This window comes from Marinobacterium sp. xm-d-530 (genome assembly GCF_013283365.1).
Classification (GTDB): domain Bacteria; phylum Pseudomonadota; class Gammaproteobacteria; order Pseudomonadales; family Balneatricaceae; genus Marinobacterium_E.
On record NZ_WBYM01000001.1, the window covers coordinates 69,482 to 88,213 of the forward strand.

Genomic DNA, 18,732 nt, shown 5'->3' on the forward strand with positions numbered 1-18,732 from the left:
TTGAGCTTAACGGTGTCCCAACAAACGACGATCACGAATCGCCTCAGCCGCTTCAGTGATCAGTTTAGGACCACGGTAGATGAAGCCTGTGTAGACCTGAACCAAGCTAGCACCCGCCTCGATCTTCTCGACAGCGTCAAAACCTTCAGTGATACCACCAGCACCAATGATAGGCAAAGCACCATCCAACTCACGTGCCAAGATTTGGATAGCACGAGTCGATAGGTTGCGTACTGGAGCACCACTTAAACCACCCGCCTCTTTTGCAAATTCAGAGCTCTCTACACCACCTCGTTCAATGGTGGTATTGGTCGCAATCACACCATCCATCTCGTAAGTTTTGAGAAGATTAGCGGTCGTTACGAAACCCTCTTCATCCATGTCGGGCGCAATTTTGATCGCGATCGGGACGTATTTGCCGTGAATACCTGCCAAGCGGGCCTGTTCATTCTTCAGCATGTCCAAAAGAAGGTTGAGACTATCACCCTGCTGAAGATCACGAAGACCCGGCGTGTTCGGGGAGGAGATGTTAACCGTAATATAAGTAGCGTAGGGGTAGACCTTACGCAGACAGATTAGGTAATCATCGGCCGCATTTTCATTAGGGGTATCTTTGTTCTTACCAATGTTGATACCCAGTACGCCTTTAAAGTTCGACGCCTCAACATTCTCGATCAGTCGATCTACACCCAGGTTATTAAACCCCATGCGATTGATGATCGCGCTGTGCTCAGGTATGCGGAATAGACGGGGTTTAGGGTTGCCCGGTTGAGGACGAGGAGTCACGGTACCGACTTCAACAAAACCAAAACCCATAGCCGCCAAACCGTTAATAGCACCCGCATTCTTGTCCAGACCAGCCGCTAATCCAACGGGGTTTGGAAAACGAATGCCCATGACTTCTGTTGGTGCTTCCACCATTTTCGCACCAAGAAGCTTCGGCATACCCAGATCGGCGGCCAAGTTCATACTGCTCAGTGCAAGGTCGTGAGACTTCTCGGCATCTAAGCGAAACATCAAAGAGCGGGCTAGGTCGTATAACATGATTATCCAATCGAAATTTTAGTTGGGCGAATTATACAGAGTGGTCATTCTGAATGACAGTTTGCTTAAGTCACCGGTGTCATAAATAATATTCATCTATCTATTTAGGAGATCAACCGGTGACTCAGCACAATAAGCACAACCGTTTAATGGGCATTTTAGGGGTCCAAGGCGTTGATGTCCGTGAGAACCACAGAGCCAAACAGTGGGGACGACTCTTTGAGTGGCCACTCCTATTTCTGGCGTTTTGGATACTGATCGACTGGTATTTTCAAACCACAAACCATCACGAACAGCTCGCCATTATCGGTCTCAACGACTGGGTGATCTGGGGCTTTTTTACCTTAGATCTGGTAGTTATGTTGGCGTTGGTAGACAACAGACTACGATACCTAAAAGGCAACTGGATGAGTCTGGTCATCGTGCTAACCGGAATACCGATTTTATTGAACGCTTTAGGCTTACAAAGTGGCGTCTTAAGATCGCTGAGATTGCTGATTTTTGCCAGTATATTCACACGCCTATCTAGCGACCTTCGCTCGGTGTTGGGCCGGCATAACCTTGGAGTAACTCTGGCGATCGCACTGGGATTTCTGATCCTAGCCGCCTTCCTCATCTCTGGACTGGATCCGGCGTTTAAAAACCCGATCGATGGCTTCTGGTGGGCTTGGGTCACGATGACAACCGTCGGCTACGGCGACCTTGTTCCAACCACCCTTGAGGGTCGTATCGTTGGCATGCTTCTGATTTTGGTTGGCATCGCGATCTTTTCAATGCTGACCGCTAGTTTCTCTGTCTTTTTTATCGAAAAAGATGAAGAGGAGAAAAATGACCGGGAAGACGCTATGGTGCGACGCCTTCAGATGCTTGAAGCTCGTTTAGAGCGAATAGAACAAAACCTCAATAAAGCGGTGACTTCGTTGGAGCAGATTCAAACGCTCGAGTCTGAAAAGCGCTCACCCAAAGATTAAAGGATTAGATAACAGCGGTTAATGCTTGATCCAGTGAAGGGTATTTGAAATCAAATCCGTGCTGAGTCAACTTCGCAGGAATCACAGCCACCCCTTCAGTCAGCAGTGCAGCCCCCTCTTTGCCAAGCATCAACTTGGGCATAAAAGCTGGCATTGGGAAAAAGGTTGGACGCTTCAAGACTCTGCCAAGCTCCTCTGTAAAGACTTGGTTGGAAACTGGGTTAGGTGCGGTCAAGTTGAAAGGCCCACTCGCATCTGGGTTATCAATCAAAAATAGAATGGCGTTGACCTGATCGTCTAGATGAATCCAGGACATCATCTGCTGGCCGTCGACAATGCGACCACCTAAGCCCAGTTTAAAGGCAGGTAGCATCTTCTTCAGGGCGCCACCCTTACCAAGCACGATGCCTGTTCTCAGTAGCGCCACTCTGACACCCTCTTGTTCAGCACTTAAGGCAATGTTCTCCCAGCTTTTGCAAAGCTCACTGGAGAAGTCTTGAACCAGAGGTTGATCCGCCTCAGAAAGCGCCTGATGACTGCGAGTCGCCCCGTAAAAACCGATCGCAGAGCCACTGACTAGCACTTTGGGTTTAACCTCTTGTTGAGCAATCCAACGCACTAACTGCCCCGTAACTCCTTCACGACTGGCACGCAGGGCCACTTTTCGCGAGTGAGTCCAAGGTTTATCGGCGATCGGTAAGCCTGCTAAATTGACAATGGCATCGACAGCGGTGTTCAGGTCAGACAAATTTGAGATTGTTTGAACACCGGGCACAGTCGAGGGTCGTTTGTGAATCAATAGAGTGACTCTGTCACCTCGAGCGACGAGCGCCCTAGCGACTGCATCACCAATAAACCCTGTACCGCCTGTCAAAAGAATGTGCATGCTGTTAAACCCTTAACTGTTTGCTTTATCTACGTCCCATGCTAGCGTTCGGACTGCTAAAGCTAAAGGAAGAATCGATAATGTTTACTGGTATTGTTCAAGGTGTGGCGACTGTCACTGCTCTAACCCCAGCCGATAATTTTATGACACTGCAGCTTGAGTTCCCGGAAAACTGTTGTGATAACTTCCAGATCGGAGCCAGCGTCGGACTTAATGGTACTTGTTTAACGATTACCTCATTTGAAGGTAACAGAGCCAAGTTTGATGCGATCCAATCGACACTAGAACTGACCAACCTTGGCGATTTGCAGGTCGGGTCACTGGTCAATTTTGAACGTGCCGCTAAGATTGGCGATGAGATTGGTGGGCACCTAATGTCGGGCCATATTTGCGACCGAGTAGCGATAACAGCGATCGAAAAGACAGAGACCAATTGCCGAGTTGAGTTTGATCGTCCGAGCCAATGGGCACCCTATCTATTGGATAAAGGGTTTGTCGGACTGAATGGCTGTAGTTTGACGATGACGCAAGTAACGGATGACCGTTTCTCTGTTTGGCTAATCCCAGAAACCTTGGAGCGCACACTGTTTGGCAAAGCTAAGGTAGGTGATCTGATCAACCTAGAGATCGACCCTCAAACCCAAGCGATTGTCGATACCGTCGAGCGTTACCTTCAGGAGCGTGGCAAAAACTGATCTCTGTGCTGCGCGATTAACTGCTCTAACTCAGTTGAGATAGAACGCACATTGGCGCGACGCCTCAGCTCTAGTGGCGTCAGCAGCCAGTAGCTTCGTATAAAGCTAATCTCCTTTGGCAGAACCTGAACAAAACGCGGGTCATCTTGCACCATATAATGGGGTAACACCCCAAACCCTCCACCATTAGCAATAAACTGGAATTGGGACATCACCGTTGCCCCCTGAAAGCGCTCAATCAGTTGGTCATCGATCAATCGGTTAAACCCTAACTGCTCAGTGTAGAGTATATCGGGAATATAACCGGCAAACGGGTGCTGTTTAACCGATTCAATATCCTCTAAATCTACGGAATTATTCTGCAGATACTCACGACCTACATAGAGAAAAAGCTGGTAGTCCGTCAGTTTCTTACAATGAATATCCCGCCTCTCAGAGGGCTCCAATGTGATCGCTATGTCCACCTCACGCTTCATCAAGTTAAGGCTCTGTGGAACGGGTACCAAGCGTAGGTTTAGATCAGGGTTACGATGGACAAAATGGGTTAATTGATTTGCTATAAAGAGGTTTCCCAAACCATCTGGCGCCCCAATTCTTAGGTTCCCGGATAGGGATCGCTGATCTGAAGCCGCTCTCTCTTTGGTCAAGACAGTAATGTCTTCACACTGTTGAGCCAGAGGCAAAACAGCTTCACCGGCCGGAGTGAGGTGCAAGCCTTTATCATCCGCCTCAAACAGTGGGGTTTGCAACGCATCTTCAAGAGCGGATATTCGACGCGACACCGTTGTATGGTTCACGCCCATTCGTTTTGCTGCAGTCAAATAACGACCCGCGCGAGCGACCTCGAGAAAGTAACGCAGATCGTTCCAATTCAATTTATCATCCATCATTTGTGCAATTTAGCACAGCAAACTAGCAAAATAATCAAAAACTACTGCACAAATAATCATAAGATAGTGAACACACCAATAAGTATAGAAAGGATAACGCCATGTATGCTGTCAAAGATCTTGGAACTTACGATTACGTCATCGTTGGGGCTGGGTCGGCCGGCTGTGTATTAGCCAACCGTTTGAGCCAAGATTCAAACACCCGCGTGCTTCTGCTGGAAGCGGGTGGCAGTGACAACCAGTTTTGGGTCCATGTTCCAGTGGGTTACCTCTACTGTATAGGCAATCCGAAAACTGACTGGTGTTTCTCGACCGATGCAGAAGAGGGTCTTAATGGGCGTTCACTCATCTACCCTCGCGGTAAAGTACTCGGCGGCTGCTCTTCGATTAACGGCATGATCTACATGCGTGGGCAAGAGCGTGACTATGATGAGTGGGCATCATTAGGCAATGAAGGCTGGAGCTGGCAAGAGGTTCTTCCTTATTTCAAACGCTCTGAACGACACTACCAACCCGCTGATGAGTTCCACAATGATAAAGGGGAACTGTTCGTTCAAGAGCAGCGCTTGAGCTGGCCGATTCTAGAAGCCGTTCGAGAGGCGGCTGAAGAGGTTGATGTACCGAAAACCTCAGACTTCAACCGTGGTGATAATGAGGGTTCAGGTTATTTCCCAGTTAACCAAAAAAATGGCATTCGCTGGAATGCACGCAAAGCCTTTATCAACCCCGTTAAAGCACGTCCTAATCTCACCATTATGACTCACGCTCAAGTCACCAAGCTGCGCATTGAAAACCGACGCGTTGTGGGTGCTGATCTCATCGTTAACGGGCAAGTTGCGAGCGTAACGACCGATAAAGAGCTACTGCTCAGTGCCGGTGCGATCAATTCGCCACAAATTCTACAGCTTTCTGGCATTGGCCCTGCCAAGGTTTTAGCGGAGCACAAAATCGAGATGGTGCACGAGCTCCCTGGTGTCGGTGAAAACCTACAGGACCACCTACAGTTGCGAACCATCTACACCGTTGAAAACACAAAAACTCTGAATGAGTGGCAGTCAACCCTGTTGGGTAAAGCGCAAATTGCGGCTGAATACTTCTTAAAACGTTCAGGCCCAATGTCAATGGCCCCCAGTCAGCTCGGTATCTTTACTAAATCCTCGGATGAGCATGCTACGGCGAACATTGAGTATCACGTTCAACCTCTATCGCTTGAGAAATTCGGTGAGGATCTGCACGAGTTTCCGGCTATCACCGTCTCGGTCTGTAACCTGCGTCCAGAGAGCCGCGGTACCTGTCATATTCAATCGACCGATCCTAATGTTCCGCCAGCAATTAAACCGAACTACCTTTCGACGGACGGCGATCGCAAGGTTGCAGCAGATAGCTTACGCCACGCTCGCAAGCTAATGGCGACTCAGCGTTTACGTGAATTTAATCCAATTGAGTTAAAACCGGGCGCACAGTTTCAATCGGATGAAGAGCTCGCGAAGGCCGCAGGTGATGTCGGTACAACAATATTCCACCCGGTCGGCACCGCAAAAATGGGCAGTGATGAGATGTCCGTTGTGGATGCGCGATTGAGAGTGCACGGCATTGACGGTCTGCGCGTAGTGGATGGTTCAGTGATGCCAACCCTTACCTCGGGTAATACTCATGCACCGATCACTATGATTGCAGAGAAAGCGTCTGACATGATCCTTGAGGATAACGCTTAAACTAAAAGGGGCAGATCAATGATCTGCCCCTTTGGGATTGAGACTATTTGTAGATTCGCTCATCAAAAGGATCTACAGGCTCTTCCAGCATTTCGTCCTCTTTGAAGAAGAGTACGCGTCCTTCGAACTTAAACCCCTTAGTCGAGAACCAGCGTTCTGCCTGTTCACGCCCCTCTTCCGCTTTTCTCACCTCCAACCAAGCCATCACGACTCGATAGAAGAAGATACCAAACAGAGCAGCACTCGCGCCTAAGAAGAAATCAGAGGCTAGAGCGAAAATCAGTAGCACCAATGCAACAATCCAGACCTTAGAGCTTCGCGCATTTTTCAGTGCATCGTTTTCAGCCCCGTACTGATCTAGAAAGTTCAGGTAACGACGGTAGTTCTGTTGCAGATCAAACTTAATCGCAGAATCGATAGAGATAGCCATACCGATGACTCCTATTACACCAAGCTCTTACTGACGACTTCATAAACATCGGGCGACAGCGCCTTCTGCTTCATGATGCGTTCCAGTTGAGCTCTCATTAACTTTTGCTTATCACTAGTATAGCGCTTCCAGCGAGTTAAAGGCGTTAACATTCGCGATGCAATTTGAGGGTTCTGTTCATTCAAGCGAATGATCCAATCAGCCAAGTATTGGTAACCCGAGCCATCCGGCGCATGGAATTGAACTGGGTTTGCACTGGCAAAAGCACCAATCAGACTGCGCAGTTTATTGGGGTTTTTTGCATCAAATAGCTCATCGTTTTCAAGTGCTTTAACTCGATCCAGAGCGCCCTCTTTGGAGTCACAGGCCTGCAGTGAGAACCAACTGTTCATCACCAGCGCTTCACCTGACCACTGCTGCTTGAATGCCGCAAGCGCCTGTTTAGCTGCTTGGGCATCTTCAGAGTGAACCAGTGCCGCCAGTGCAGACTGTTGATCGGTCATATTATCAGCGCTGTTGAACTGCTCCATTGCTAACTCAATGGCGCCTTCATAGTTAGCCGCGATCAGGTAACTCAAGGCTAAATTTTTCAGACTGCGCTTAGCCACTTGATCTGCAGTTGGTTGGTAAGCCTCTTTAGAGGTGCAACGCTGATAGACTGCCAACCACTCTGGTGCTAGGGCTTTGCCTAGTGCTTTGACAAAAGCTTTACGAGTCGCGTGAATCGCTTCAACGTCAATGACCTCAGCTAATTCACTCAGATAGGCTTCGCTCGGCAAGGTGCATAACTTAGCGAGCATCGCCTCATCTAAGGACTCATCTTCCAGTAACGCTCGCCAAGCATCTAAAAGCGCTGCGTTGGATTCGACCGCCGCACCCGCAATGCCTGCTTGCAGTTTGTTCACTAAGTAGCGCTGTCCCGACTCCCAACGGTTAAAGCCGTCAGTATCAAAACGCATCAGATGCAGCAGTTGCTCATCCGTGTAGTTAAAACGCAACTTAATCGGTGCTGAGAAGCCGCGAAGCAGAGACGGAGTTGGCTGTTCAGAAAGGCCTTCGAAACTAATGCTCTGTACCTCTTCCGTAAGTTCCAAAACACCTGAAGAGAGTTCCGTCCCCTCCTGTGTGAGCAGTCCAAAACGGATGGGCATATGGAAGGGTGCTTTATGATCTTGACCTGGAGTGCTTGGGCAGCTCTGTTTAAAGGTCAGCTGGTAGGTTCCTGATGCAGCATCCCACTGATCAGAGACCTCAACCACAGGAGTACCTGCTTGTGAATACCAGCGTTTAAACTGTGTTAAGTCGCGCCCTGAAGCCTCTTCCATCGCGGCCACAAAGTCATCCGTCGTAACGGCCTGGCCATCATGACGATCAAAGTAGAGATCCGTCCCTTTTCTGAAGGTCTCTTCACCCAAAAGCTGATGGATCATGCGCACCACTTCTGCGCCTTTCTCATAGACGGTCAGCGTGTAAAAGTTTGAGATCTCGATAAACGATTCCGGTCTCACCGCATGCGCCATGGGGCCAGCGTCTTCAGCAAATTGTGCCGTTCTCAGCAGTGTCACATCTTCGATTCGCTTCACGGTTCGCGAGTTCATATCGGCCGAGAACTCCGCATCACGAAAGACGGTAAAGCCCTCTTTAAGACTTAACTGGAACCAGTCACGACAGGTGACACGGTTGCCTGACCAGTTATGGAAGTTCTCATGAGCAACCACCGCCTCTACTCGCTGAAACCCAAGGTCTGTAGTGGTCTTTTGACTGGCTAATACACAACTGGTGTTGAAGATATTGAGGCCTTTATTCTCCATCGCACCCATGTTGAAGAAGTCGACGGCCACGATCATGTAGATATCAAGATCGTACTCACGGCCATACACCTCTTCATCCCAGCGCATCGATCTCTTTAGGGAGTCCATCGCATAGGCAAGCTTGTCGTGATCTTTAGGTTCAGCAAAAATTTGCAGCTGAACTTCACGTCCAGAGGCTGTTGTGAACTGATCTTCAATGCAGCTTAAATCACCCGCCACTAAAGCAAATAGGTAGGCGGGTTTGGGGTGTGGATCCTGCCAAGTAACCCAGTGACGTCCGTCATCAGTGACCCCTTTATCAACGGCGTTACCGTTGGATAGCAACACGGGATACTGTTCGGGATCAGCAATGATGGTTGTCTCAAACAGGGACATCACATCAGGGCGATCAAGGTAATAAGTGATGCGTCTAAAGCCCTCTGCCTCACATTGGGTACAGAAGACTCCATCCGAACGGTAGAGCCCTTCCAATGCAGTGTTCAGTTGTGGCTGGATGCGACAGAGCGTTTGCAGAGTAAATTGATCAGGAACAACCTCAATCGTCAGTGACTCAGCCGTTACCTTATACTCGCCTTCAGGCACCTGTTGGTCATTAATGCAGAGTCGTTTGAGCTGCAGGTCTTTATCACCGTTTAAAATCAGAGGGGCATTGCGGAGATGAGAGTCGGGGTTACGACGCATCTGCAATGTTGCAAAGACTAACGTCTCCTCTTCATCCAACTCAAAACGAAGCGCTACTGAGTCGATCAAAAATTCAGGAACACGGTAATCTTTTAGATAAATTGTGTTGGGTTGTTCACTCAAGATTGTCTCTCCAATCACGCGAAAAATTTAATGTTGTACGCGCCAAACTTGCGCAGGTTGATCACGCCCGTATCTAACATGAGGTACTGGCCTTTAACCCCTTCTAGGATGCCCTCTACAATGGGCGTTTTATCAAAGTTAAAACTGGTTACCTTGGTGGGGTGGTTACGCACTGGGAAGTTAATTTCAACGACCTCTGCATCCAGCTTACGGATCGCATCGCCAGATTGAGCACTGATGAGCTGTTGCAAGGGCTCATCACAGAGTTCAAACAGACGATCGCGCTCCTGTTTCAGATCAAGAGGCAGAACATCGCCTTTCAACATGGCACGCCAATTGGTTTTATCGGCCACCTGTTTAGCAAATATCGTTTCAACAAGACCTGACTGCAGGCGGTTATCGACCTCCATAATCGGAAGTGCTTGCACAGCACCCTGATCAATCCAGCGAGTCGGGATCTGGGTTTGGCGAGTAATGCCCACCTTGAGCCCTGAAGAGTTGGCAAGATAGACGATATGCGGGGCAAAACAGTTCTTCAAACCCCAGCTTTCATCACGACAGGTTCCTTCGGCAAAGTGACAGGTTTCAGGCTTAACGATACAGGTGTCACAGCCCGGAAGTTTTTTGAAACAGGGGTAACAGAAACCTTGATTGAAACTTTTATTGGATTTACGACCACAGGAGAGGCAGTTGATTTGTCCGATGTATTCAAGGCGAATGGGTTGGCCAATAAAATCATTCACTAACGGACCAGCCTCGCCGTTCAGGGATAGCTCATAACGGACAGGAGAGTCGAGATGCACTCGCATCTTCTCCAATATACCCTCTGCTCGCAGCGATAAAGCGTCATTAGTCATCGGTTAGGATTCTCAACACGTCAGGCTGCATTGGATCCGAACCATGCTGTTTTCCATCAGGACGAGTACGATCGATGAAACCTACACGCTGATCCTCTGGAATATCACGCGCCACCTCATAGGCAATGACCGCACGCATACTGGTCTCACGCTGTTCAGGAGATAGTTTTTCACCATTGGGCCATTTACCAATTTCAACGGCCACTTTGAGCGCCTGATAGACATCAGGCGTCATGGTTTCGATCATTTTTTCGTAATTCAAACCGCTACCCATTCATTCAAATTTCAAGCGTTCAGAATACCATAGTGAGGATCGTTTGAGAGGGCTTTTGATACTGGCTTTTAAGAGGATTTGGGCAGCCAAACTCGGCTAATCAGTGCGAAGGCCAAACCCGACAGCAGACCGGCCAAATGAGCGGTATTAGCAATAGCCCCTAAACCTATGAATTCCAGCGCTCCGGTATATCCCAGAGCCAACCAAAAAATCATGAACCCAAACAGCGCTTTAGGGAGCCTAAACAATGGCCTACTGCTCAATTGATCCCATAACCAGGTGTAACCCAACACAGCAAAGACGACACCAGAGAGGCCACCAAAGAGCGGGCCCGTCACCCAAAACTGAGCCAGATTAGAGAGAGCTGCCGAGAAAAGCACCAGCAGCAAGAAGTGGGTCGTCCCCTGAAGGCGCTCTATCGAACCACCGATCATCCAGACCCAAAGCAGGTTAAACAAGATATGTAGCAGAGAGAAGTGCATAAACATCGGAGTCCAAATCCGCCACAACTCTCCCGATGAGAGCATAGTACTCAGTGTGTGATACTCAATCTGGCTGGAGCTGAGTGTAAAGTCGGCAAAACTGAATCTCACCATCCAGCTGGCATTGCCACCGAAATCGATGAGCAGCGTGATGATGGCCGATAGGAAAATCAGTAAAGCCGTCGCAGGCAGTTGTTTTAGCTCTGAAATTTTAAAGGGGGATCGGCTTTTAGGGTTGTGAACTTGCACATTGATGCTAGCGAGATCCCCACCCTCTCGCCAATATTGAAAGAGTTCGAGGACTTTTTCGCGGTTAATGTGGGCCGCAACAAAGAGTGTTTGGCTGTCACCCTCTTCCACCACCCGATGAGGAATGGCGTTAGCCCATAAAAATTGGGTGAACTCTGTTAGATCGACCGTTAGATCGGTTTTAACCACAGGAACCACTAGCGCGGGAACTCCGCATCGACATCGACCCAGATGAACTTGCTGCTATCGAGCGTCTTTTCACCATCGAATCGGTAGGCCACCAACTTACCGTATTTAACCGCACTGTAATCTAGGCAGGCGATGTTATCGGCAACCGGTTTAGGTTCACCTTCACACCAGTAGTGGCCGATAAACAGTGGCCGTTCATCGCGCGAATAGAACTGCAGATCCACGTAATCAGCGGGTGTTAGCTCGGTACGAGCTATATGCTCCGGCAAAGGATCAGGTTGAAACACCACATCCCCCATTCGTTTAGGCTCTTGCGCCCAGAAACGAGTTCTGAAGAAGTGGCGTCTAAATCCATCTTTGCTGATCATCACTTCATTGTTGGGCAGTCGCAAATGGGTGCCACGGGTCAATCGATCCATGACCAAGAACTCAAAACTGTGCGGTTTGACAGAGTTCAAAAGAAATTGCTTATCCACGACTGGAGCAGAACCTACTCGCTCTTTTAAACGGTTGATCAAGGTTGAGTGCCAACAGGCATGCACCACTCGCAGATCATCATGCTCGATGAACAGTGGAATCGACTCAATCCAATCCAACAGCTCTTGTTCATCCGATTGACGATGAGCAAATTGATCTAAAGTCTCTTGAACAATGCGTTGGTGTCTGGGCGTGTGCTCACGAAGAAAGTCACCACTACCATCACCCTTAGGCGTTTTATAACAATAGTAGTTGTATTCGTGGTTACCCATGACAATTTCGGCGCCCGACTTTTCCACCATGGCCCGAACGATCTCATAGGTCTCAACAATGCGTGGACCACGATCGATTACATCACCGAGGAAAATAACGCGGCGGTTAGGGTGACGGTATGCACCATCAATTTCCCTGTATCCCATGCGGTTGAGCAGAAGCTTTAAACTCTCGCCGCAGCCGTGGATATCGCCAATTAAATCTATACCCTGTCTCTGCAAAACTACTTATCCCAGAGCTTTGAGCTCCAACCGAGCTTGGTCCGGCAGGTGCTGTAAAAATCGTAGTTTTCTGGGTGGAGCAGGCGCAGCTTTTGTGGCTTCTTACTGATCGTCACGGTATCACCAGGCGCCAAAGCGATGTTACTTTGGCCATCACAGGCTACGGACGGGTATGTTTCATTATTTTCACTGATCACCAGTTTCAGCTCAGAGTTACCGTCTACCACAATTGGGCGGCTTGATAGTGTATGCGGGAACATTGGAACTAAGACCAACGCGTCCAGTTTAGGGTGCATCAGAGGACCACCGGCTGACAGTGAGTAGGCGGTAGATCCTGTTGGTGTTGCGACGATCAAACCATCTGAACGCTGGGTGTAGACATACTGACCTTCAATCCAGAGTTCAAACTCAATCATTCGAGTCGCTTTACCTGGGTGCAACACACAGTCGTTAAGGGCCGTTGTCTCGGCGATGGGTTCGCCATTGCGCTTCACGGTGACATCCAGCAAGAAACGCTTATCAACTACGTAGTGGCCTTCTAGAACCTGATCGACCATCTCTTCGATCTCTTCAGGTTTAATATCCGTTAGGAAGCCAAGATTACCGCGGTTAACACCCAACACAGGCACATTTGACGACGCCAATGAGCGTGCAGCCCCAAGCAGACTTCCGTCACCACCCACTACGATCACAAGATCAGCCACTTCGCCCATCAGCTTTTGCGGCGAGACCTGCAGACCATGGCCAGGCATTAGCTCTGAAATCTTATCGTCAATGACAATGTTCAAATGACGCTGCTCAAGAAAGCGAATGAGCTGCTTCATGGTATCGATGACTTTTTTACTTCCTAAGCGGCCTATAAGACCAATATTGCGAAATTGATACATACCCTGTGCGTTTCCCTGCGGATATCAATGAATGATTAGACAGCAGTATAAAGCTTGTAGAGGGAGAACGTTAGCCGACCTAGGTGTTAAAAGCCGTTAAAAAGGGAGAGGGCCGACAAACTCATTTGCCAGACGGTTGATACGTTCTTGCTGAGCCCTAAGACCTTGCAAACCTCCGGTATGAACCATCAGTAGACGCTTCCCTGTTAAACGATGCTTGAGATACTGACGATTCAGATAGTGGAATACTCGCAAGGTATAGATTGGGTCTAGCAGTAGACCTAGAATCTGAGCTCGAACCTGAGTGGCCGCTAGTTCAGCAGTCACCTTGCCATAGCGTTGCTGCAGAGCCACCTCAATAGACCACTGCACGGATTGCTCCGTTTGAAGATGACCTGCTTGTGTCAGCAGCTCACTGACACGTTCATTTAGGTCGGCGAGGCTTCCTAGAGCAGACAACCCAATCAGCTCGACTCCATCAGGCGCTCCAGCGACTAAACCCGCCAAAGTTCCCCCAGATCCCACCGCCACATAGACCTGATCGTAGACGCGATTCTGCAAACAGGCTTGATGCCAGATAGAGGCACAGCCTTCGACGGCGCTATGATTACTTCCCCCTTCCGGTATCCAGTAGGGATTGATTAACTGATATTGATCCGCCAGCGACTGAGTAGGCTTTTCACGATAGGTGTCACGATCGATGAATATCAACTGCATGCCGCAGGCTTTAGCATCCTCAAGTGTTGGTGTGGATTGAGGTTCACCGCGAATAAAACCAACCGACTTAAGCCCTAGATTCTGTGCCGCGTAGGCCAGTGCGTGAATATGGTTGGAGTGAGGACCTCCAAAGCTGGCCACTAGATCACCAAGGTTGAGTTTAGAGAGATTAGGGAGCAGTTTGAACCACTTATTGCCCGAAATCAGACGATCAGTTTGATCTAGACGCAATAAATCAAAACTAAAGCCGTTAGGTAGATTTATAGTTTCGATAGAGATTGAAGGTGTCTGCATGAATCAGAACTCGATATGGTGGGCGAAGAGGGGTTCGAACCCCCGACCCTCTGCTTGTAAGGCAGATGCTCTCCCAACTGAGCTATTCGCCCATATCGTAGGCGTGTGCTAATTCGTTGGAGCATTGTCATCAACGATGCGATGAATCGCGACCTTTTCAAGATCGCTCCAACAAAAGCTGCAGAATCAGAGAACTGCGAACTCGTAAATGGCGGAACGGACGGGACTCGAACCCGCGACCCCCTGCGTGACAGGCAGGTATTCTAACCAACTGAACTACCGCTCCGTTATGGTGGGCGAAGAGGGGTTCGAACCCCCGACCCTCTGCTTGTAAGGCAGATGCTCTCCCAACTGAGCTATTCGCCCATAACGGTGGTTTGTCTTGCGACGTAATCTTTCAAACCAATTCATGAAAGATGGCGGAACGGACGGGACTCGAACCCGCGACCCCCTGCGTGACAGGCAGGTATTCTAACCAACTGAACTACCGCTCCGTTATGGTGGGCGAAGAGGGGTTCGAACCCCCGACCCTCTGCTTGTAAGGCAGATGCTCTCCCAACTGAGCTATTCGCCCATAACGGTGGCTTGCGCCGTATCTGTAGGAGCATTGTCGAAGACGATGCGAAAATCGCGACCTTTGCAAGATCGCTCCTACAAGATGTGCAGAATTAGAGGACTGCAATCTCATAAAAAACTAAACTCACGGAACTTAGCGACCCTTGAGTTCTTAAGATCTGACAGGCAGATATTCTAACCTGTAAGTTCTTAAATGGCGGAACGGACGGGACTCGAACCCGCGACCCCCTGCGTGACAGGCAGGTATTCTAACCAACTGAACTACCGCTCCAGCAGTAATTGAGCATTGCTGCTCAAGAACAGGGTGCGAATTTTAATGGCTTTTCGATCAGAGTCAAACCTTTATCCGATATTTTTCTAAAAAATAGCGATTTTTTTAAACCAAACTGAAGGTTGATTATTTGTTAACCTACGCGCTGGATAAATTAGAGAGAAATGACATGTCCGCCGTTACCGCTCAATTGACTCGCCTCTTCGACGAATTCAAAACCGAATGCAAACAACAGGGTAATCCAACACTTCTGGTTGAAGAGGATTGGTTGAGCCCTGCACTGCTGCCAGGCTATGAGGTTGACCAAGAGTCTGAGTGGTTACCCAGCCCTATCAATAACTCGACTCTGGACATGTTTGAGCGACTTTCAGAAGCTCTAGAGATAGAGATTCCCCAATCGATCATTGATTACTACACCAGTTATTGGTCACAACCCATCTTAGCAACCCATACCGAGGGCGAATTAAGTCTCATCTTTGTCTGGAACCCTGAGGATCTGGAGCGCTTAAGAGAGAACCTCATTGGCCATGCTCTGAACAAAAGACGCTTGCGACAAAACATCAGCTTCTTCTTTGCTACTACTGAACCGGATGGCGATCAGATTCTTTCGGTGGAGAGCGACACAGGTCGTGTGCTTCTAGAGAAGCCAGGACAGAAAAAGTTCAGTGTCATTGCTGAAGATCTAGAGAGCTTTCTCAGCCAGGTGAATTGTATCCATCACCAGTGACCCAACTGATTAGGAGATCGATTAACCAATCGACCTAGCCAAAAGACGACTGATTTGGCACAGATCAACGCCAGATTCGCTACGCCACTGGTTAAATGCTTCTTGAACCAGAAGTAGATCACGTTTAGCCGAGGGACGCTTATCAACAACGCCCTGCGCCTTTAACGCGACCACTACATCATCTGTCAGGACTGGACTGTCGCGACCGACAATTCGAAGTGCATAGGCTCCTGAGTTACCACCCAACTGTGATCCCTCTTTTTTCAGATAGGCCCATAAGCCAACGACGGTGTCCTCGACCGGCCAATCAGCCAAAAACTGACCAAAGCTACCCTGTTTTTGACTGACCTCATGAATCATCAAAGCGTTGATACGAGTTGCTTTAATTTTTCCAAAGTGGCGAATGAGATCCCTGTTCTGCATTAAGGCATCAAGGTGATCATCACTCATCAACGAGACCTTTTCAGGATCGAAACCAAAGAATGCTTTCTCAAAAGCGGGCCACTTACCGTCCACTAACGAGCGCTTGAGCCCTGCACAGAAGATACGCCAGGTCATCGCCGACAATATACGATCGTCCGGTGTTGCCATAAGTTCTGTCTGATTAGCCGCCCGTGGACCCAGCAGCTCGGCATCGCTCCAATCGGGGTAAAAATGCTTAGCCTGTTGCAGAAGGTGTGAAAAAGGTTTCATCAGTGATCCGGTTCAAAGTTAAGAGATGCAGAGTTAACACAGTAGCGAACACCGGTTGGCTGTGGACCATCGGGGAATATATGCCCCAAATGAGATCCACACTGACTGCAGGTGATTTCTGTACGCACCATACCATGTGAATGGTCGGGATGCTGATCCACCCTACCCTCACCCAACTCATCAAAGAAGCTAGGCCAACCACATCCAGAATCATATTTCAGAGAGCTATCAAAGAGTTCAGCATCACAGCATTTACAGCGATAAAGACCTGATCGCTTCTCATCAAAATAGGCCCCAGTGAAAGCGCGCTCTGTCCCTTTCTGGCGACATATGTAGAACTCTTCAGGTGACAATTTATCTCGCCAGTACTCATCGTCTTTTAAATCATCATATTGCATTGTGAAAAACCTCTCTAAGAGCTCGGTAAACTCTATACCCAAACCGAGCAAAGTCGTATAGTTACAACTAACACGGTTTGCTTATCAACACGTTGGTAGTACGACGTATTCTACTCAAATCGATCCCCTTTAAATTAATCTCCCCGTGAGAAGAGCTCTACCGATGTCTCAGATTAGAAAGTCCAACAAACTCAACAATGTATGTTACGACATTCGTGGACCTGTCCTTCAAGAAGCAAAACGCTTGGAAGAGGATGGCCACAAAATTTTAAAACTGAATATCGGTAACCCGGCCCCATGGGGCTTCGATGCCCCTGACGAGATTGTTCAAGACGTAATCTACAACTTGCCAAGCGCGCAGGGTTATTGTGATTCAAAAGGGCTGTTTGCAGCTCGTAAAGCGGTCATGCAGGAGTCACAACGCAAAGGCATCAAAGATGTCACCATTGAAGATATCTACATTGGGAACGGTGTCTCAGAGCTGATCGTGATGGCAATGCAGGGTCTTCTCAACGATAACGACGAGATGTTAATCCCTGCACCAGACTATCCGCTATGGACCGCAGCCGTCAGCCTAGCAGGGGGTATACCGGTTCACTATCAGTGTGACGAGGAGCGCGAGTGGTTCCCAAATATAGAGGATATTCGCAGCAAAATTTCTGAGCACACCCGTGGGATAGTAGTGATCAACCCCAACAACCCAACTGGTGCGCTGTACCCAGAATCGGTCCTTAAAGAGATTATCGAACTAGCGCGTGAACACAATCTGATCATCTTTGCTGACGAGATCTACGATAAAATTCTTTACGACGAAGCGAAACACACTTCGATCGCATCACTGATTGATGATGTGCTGGTCTGTACGTTTAACGGTTTATCCAAAACCTACCGTGCAGCGGGCTTCCGTTCAGGCTGGATGTTTATGAGTGGACCTAAGCACACGGCAACCGACTACATCGAAGGCTTAGAGATGCTGGCGAACATGCGCCTGTGTGCCAACGTTCCGGCGCAGAATGCCATTCAAACCGCGCTAGGCGGTTACCAATCGATCAATGAACTGATTGTTCCTGGTGGTCGCCTATGCGATCAGCGAGATATCGCCTACAAGATGCTAAATGAGATCCCCGGTGTCAGCTGCGTTAAACCCAAAGGGGCAATGTACTGCTTTGTGAAGTTAGATCCCGAGGTCCATCCCATCAGCAACGATGAGAAATTCGCACTGGATCTACTTCAGCAGCAAAAGGTGCTCATTGTGCATGGTAGCGGTTTCAACCTTCCGGATACTCAGCACTTTAGGATTGTATTTTTACCGGAACCAAGACTCTTGGAAGATGCCATCTCTAGAATTGGCACCTTCCTGAAAACCTATAAACAGTAACCCGAGCTCTACGGAATGGAGCCATGTCGTATCACTGTCACAATTAGCGACTATAGTGCGACTAACTAACAGGAGTAGTTATGTTTTTAAAGATCAAAAAAGATCGCGGTATTAAGATGAACCACAACGGCATGGATAAGAAGCTGGTTGTGGACATCACATCAAACTTTCTAATCAACATGGCGCACATTGGTGAGATCTCTTTCTACTCACAACATGAACCGCGCCAGCGCGTTGACCTAGCGGGACACTCATTTACTCAACCGGCAGGCACTCTGGTCATTCACTTGCAAATGGCTCACACCTACGCATCGATGACCGGTGATAGTCGTGAAGGGATCAACCGCGTGCGTGAAAAGGTCTACTACAAACTCTATTTCGCACCAGAGAACATCGACTCTTACCAAGAGTTGCGTAACGCTATCGAAGCTCGCGTCGTTAACCTTTAAGAGTTCACCTTTAAGGTTGAATTTAGGTTGCTTCGCCACAATTTGTGTTAATAGATAAATTGTTTGAGGAAGCA

The 18,732-nt window shown here is 48.7% G+C and carries 19 protein-coding genes and 6 tRNA genes; 6 read left to right on the forward strand and 19 right to left on the reverse strand.

Going from position 1 to position 18,732, the window contains the following annotated elements:
- Positions 1-6: 6 nt before the first annotated feature.
- Positions 7-1,044, reverse strand: coding sequence for a quinone-dependent dihydroorotate dehydrogenase (locus XMD530_RS00360; RefSeq protein ID WP_173483286.1), 1,038 nt, complete (start codon positions 1,042-1,044; stop codon positions 7-9).
- A 119-nt stretch (positions 1,045-1,163) separates the two neighbouring features.
- Here XMD530_RS00360 and XMD530_RS00365 point away from each other — a divergent pair, with 119 nt between their 5' ends.
- Entirely contained in the window at positions 1,164-2,015 is an 852-nt protein-coding gene (locus tag XMD530_RS00365) for an ion channel (protein ID WP_173506526.1), read from the forward strand.
- Between the two features lie 4 nt (positions 2,016-2,019).
- On the opposite strand, the gene XMD530_RS00370 is transcribed toward XMD530_RS00365, so the two are convergent.
- Positions 2,020-2,901 carry a TIGR01777 family oxidoreductase gene (locus XMD530_RS00370; RefSeq protein ID WP_173506527.1) on the reverse strand — a complete coding sequence of 294 codons (882 nt, stop codon included), beginning with the start codon at positions 2,899-2,901 and terminating at the stop codon, positions 2,020-2,022.
- 80 nt (positions 2,902-2,981) lie between these two features.
- On the opposite strand from XMD530_RS00370, the gene XMD530_RS00375 reads away from it, so the two are divergent.
- The gene (locus XMD530_RS00375) at positions 2,982-3,596 is read left to right on the forward strand and encodes a riboflavin synthase subunit alpha (RefSeq protein WP_173480578.1); all 615 of its coding nucleotides are present in this window, start codon (positions 2,982-2,984) and stop codon (positions 3,594-3,596) included.
- On the opposite strand, the gene XMD530_RS00380 is transcribed toward XMD530_RS00375, so the two are convergent.
- A complete protein-coding gene (locus XMD530_RS00380; RefSeq protein WP_173506528.1) occupies positions 3,575-4,471 on the reverse strand; it encodes a LysR family transcriptional regulator in 897 nt (298 codons plus the stop codon). The genes XMD530_RS00375 and XMD530_RS00380 overlap by 22 nt on opposite strands.
- A gap of 116 nt (positions 4,472-4,587) precedes the next feature.
- Between XMD530_RS00380 and XMD530_RS00385 the strand changes: the two genes are divergently transcribed.
- A complete protein-coding gene (locus XMD530_RS00385; protein ID WP_173506529.1) occupies positions 4,588-6,201 on the forward strand; it encodes a GMC family oxidoreductase in 1,614 nt (537 codons plus the stop codon).
- A gap of 43 nt (positions 6,202-6,244) precedes the next feature.
- Here the strand turns inward: XMD530_RS00385 and XMD530_RS00390 are convergent, their stop codons facing one another.
- The 14 genes from XMD530_RS00390 to XMD530_RS00455 form a co-directional block, all read right to left on the reverse strand.
- The gene (locus XMD530_RS00390) at positions 6,245-6,631 is read right to left on the reverse strand and encodes a hypothetical protein (RefSeq protein ID WP_173483291.1); all 387 of its coding nucleotides are present in this window, start codon (positions 6,629-6,631) and stop codon (positions 6,245-6,247) included.
- Positions 6,632-6,645: 14 nt separating this feature from the next.
- Positions 6,646-9,249, reverse strand: coding sequence for an aminopeptidase N (gene pepN / locus XMD530_RS00395; RefSeq protein WP_173506716.1), 2,604 nt, complete (start codon positions 9,247-9,249; stop codon positions 6,646-6,648).
- A gap of 11 nt (positions 9,250-9,260) precedes the next feature.
- A complete protein-coding gene (locus XMD530_RS00400; RefSeq protein ID WP_173484650.1) occupies positions 9,261-10,103 on the reverse strand; it encodes a DUF2797 domain-containing protein in 843 nt (280 codons plus the stop codon).
- Positions 10,096-10,365, reverse strand: a complete 270-nt coding sequence (locus XMD530_RS00405; RefSeq protein WP_173480573.1) for a YeaC family protein — start codon at positions 10,363-10,365, stop codon at positions 10,096-10,098. Before XMD530_RS00405 ends, XMD530_RS00400 begins: the two co-directional genes overlap by 8 nt.
- A gap of 80 nt (positions 10,366-10,445) precedes the next feature.
- Positions 10,446-11,306, reverse strand: a complete 861-nt coding sequence (locus XMD530_RS00410; RefSeq protein WP_173480572.1) for a rhomboid family intramembrane serine protease — start codon at positions 11,304-11,306, stop codon at positions 10,446-10,448.
- Entirely contained in the window at positions 11,306-12,268 is a 963-nt protein-coding gene (locus tag XMD530_RS00415; protein ID WP_173483293.1) for a metallophosphoesterase, read from the reverse strand. The genes XMD530_RS00410 and XMD530_RS00415 overlap by 1 nt, the downstream gene beginning before the upstream one ends.
- Positions 12,269-12,270: 2 nt before the next feature.
- The gene (locus XMD530_RS00420) at positions 12,271-13,155 is read right to left on the reverse strand and encodes an NAD(+) kinase (protein WP_173480570.1); all 885 of its coding nucleotides are present in this window, start codon (positions 13,153-13,155) and stop codon (positions 12,271-12,273) included.
- 96 nt (positions 13,156-13,251) lie between these two features.
- The gene (locus XMD530_RS00425) at positions 13,252-14,166 is read right to left on the reverse strand and encodes a 1-aminocyclopropane-1-carboxylate deaminase/D-cysteine desulfhydrase (RefSeq protein WP_173480569.1); all 915 of its coding nucleotides are present in this window, start codon (positions 14,164-14,166) and stop codon (positions 13,252-13,254) included.
- A gap of 16 nt (positions 14,167-14,182) precedes the next feature.
- Positions 14,183-14,258 (reverse strand) — tRNA-Val (locus XMD530_RS00430).
- Positions 14,259-14,375: 117 nt separating this feature from the next.
- Positions 14,376-14,452, reverse strand: a tRNA-Asp gene (locus XMD530_RS00435).
- Positions 14,453-14,456: 4 nt separating this feature from the next.
- Positions 14,457-14,532 (reverse strand) — tRNA-Val (locus XMD530_RS00440).
- Positions 14,533-14,583: 51 nt separating this feature from the next.
- A tRNA-Asp gene (locus XMD530_RS00445) sits at positions 14,584-14,660 on the reverse strand.
- Positions 14,661-14,664: 4 nt separating this feature from the next.
- A tRNA-Val gene (locus XMD530_RS00450) sits at positions 14,665-14,740 on the reverse strand.
- A 196-nt stretch (positions 14,741-14,936) separates the two neighbouring features.
- Positions 14,937-15,013: transfer RNA gene (locus tag XMD530_RS00455), tRNA-Asp, on the reverse strand.
- Positions 15,014-15,143: 130 nt separating this feature from the next.
- Here XMD530_RS00455 and XMD530_RS00460 point away from each other — a divergent pair.
- Positions 15,144-15,740 carry a SecY-interacting protein Syd gene (locus XMD530_RS00460; RefSeq protein ID WP_173506530.1) on the forward strand — a complete coding sequence of 199 codons (597 nt, stop codon included), beginning with the start codon at positions 15,144-15,146 and terminating at the stop codon, positions 15,738-15,740.
- A 21-nt stretch (positions 15,741-15,761) separates the two neighbouring features.
- Here the strand turns inward: XMD530_RS00460 and XMD530_RS00465 are convergent, their stop codons facing one another.
- Together XMD530_RS00465 and msrB are read right to left on the reverse strand one after the other, a co-directional pair.
- The gene (locus XMD530_RS00465) at positions 15,762-16,433 is read right to left on the reverse strand and encodes a DNA-3-methyladenine glycosylase I (RefSeq protein WP_173506531.1); all 672 of its coding nucleotides are present in this window, start codon (positions 16,431-16,433) and stop codon (positions 15,762-15,764) included.
- On the reverse strand, positions 16,433-16,831 hold the full coding sequence (msrB, locus tag XMD530_RS00470) for a peptide-methionine (R)-S-oxide reductase MsrB (RefSeq protein WP_173480566.1): 399 nt from the start codon (positions 16,829-16,831) through the stop codon (positions 16,433-16,435). Before msrB ends, XMD530_RS00465 begins: the two co-directional genes overlap by 1 nt.
- A gap of 163 nt (positions 16,832-16,994) precedes the next feature.
- Between msrB and XMD530_RS00475 the strand changes: the two genes are divergently transcribed.
- Together XMD530_RS00475 and XMD530_RS00480 are read left to right on the forward strand one after the other, a co-directional pair.
- Positions 16,995-18,209, forward strand: a complete 1,215-nt coding sequence (locus XMD530_RS00475) for a pyridoxal phosphate-dependent aminotransferase (RefSeq protein WP_173506532.1) — start codon at positions 16,995-16,997, stop codon at positions 18,207-18,209.
- 80 nt (positions 18,210-18,289) lie between these two features.
- Positions 18,290-18,658 carry a hypothetical protein gene (locus XMD530_RS00480; protein ID WP_173480564.1) on the forward strand — a complete coding sequence of 123 codons (369 nt, stop codon included), beginning with the start codon at positions 18,290-18,292 and terminating at the stop codon, positions 18,656-18,658.
- Positions 18,659-18,732 lie beyond the last annotated feature (74 nt).

Coding starts and splice junctions, on each gene's coding strand:
- XMD530_RS00360 (WP_173483286.1), bottom strand. CDS start 1,044: ATGTTATACGACCTAGCCCGCTCTTTGATGTTTCGCTTAGATGCCGAG.
- XMD530_RS00370 (WP_173506527.1), bottom strand. CDS start 2,901: ATGCACATTCTTTTGACAGGCGGTACAGGGTTTATTGGTGATGCAGTC.
- XMD530_RS00375 (WP_173480578.1), top strand. CDS start 2,982: ATGTTTACTGGTATTGTTCAAGGTGTGGCGACTGTCACTGCTCTAACC.
- XMD530_RS00385 (WP_173506529.1), top strand. CDS start 4,588: ATGTATGCTGTCAAAGATCTTGGAACTTACGATTACGTCATCGTTGGG.
- XMD530_RS00390 (WP_173483291.1), bottom strand. CDS start 6,631: ATGGCTATCTCTATCGATTCTGCGATTAAGTTTGATCTGCAACAGAAC.
- XMD530_RS00400 (WP_173484650.1), bottom strand. CDS start 10,103: ATGACTAATGACGCTTTATCGCTGCGAGCAGAGGGTATATTGGAGAAG.
- XMD530_RS00420 (WP_173480570.1), bottom strand. CDS start 13,155: ATGTATCAATTTCGCAATATTGGTCTTATAGGCCGCTTAGGAAGTAAA.
- XMD530_RS00425 (WP_173480569.1), bottom strand. CDS start 14,166: ATGCAGACACCTTCAATCTCTATCGAAACTATAAATCTACCTAACGGC.
- XMD530_RS00465 (WP_173506531.1), bottom strand. CDS start 16,433: ATGAAACCTTTTTCACACCTTCTGCAACAGGCTAAGCATTTTTACCCC.
- msrB (WP_173480566.1), bottom strand. CDS start 16,831: ATGCAATATGATGATTTAAAAGACGATGAGTACTGGCGAGATAAATTG.
- XMD530_RS00475 (WP_173506532.1), top strand. CDS start 16,995: ATGTCTCAGATTAGAAAGTCCAACAAACTCAACAATGTATGTTACGAC.
- XMD530_RS00480 (WP_173480564.1), top strand. CDS start 18,290: ATGTTTTTAAAGATCAAAAAAGATCGCGGTATTAAGATGAACCACAAC.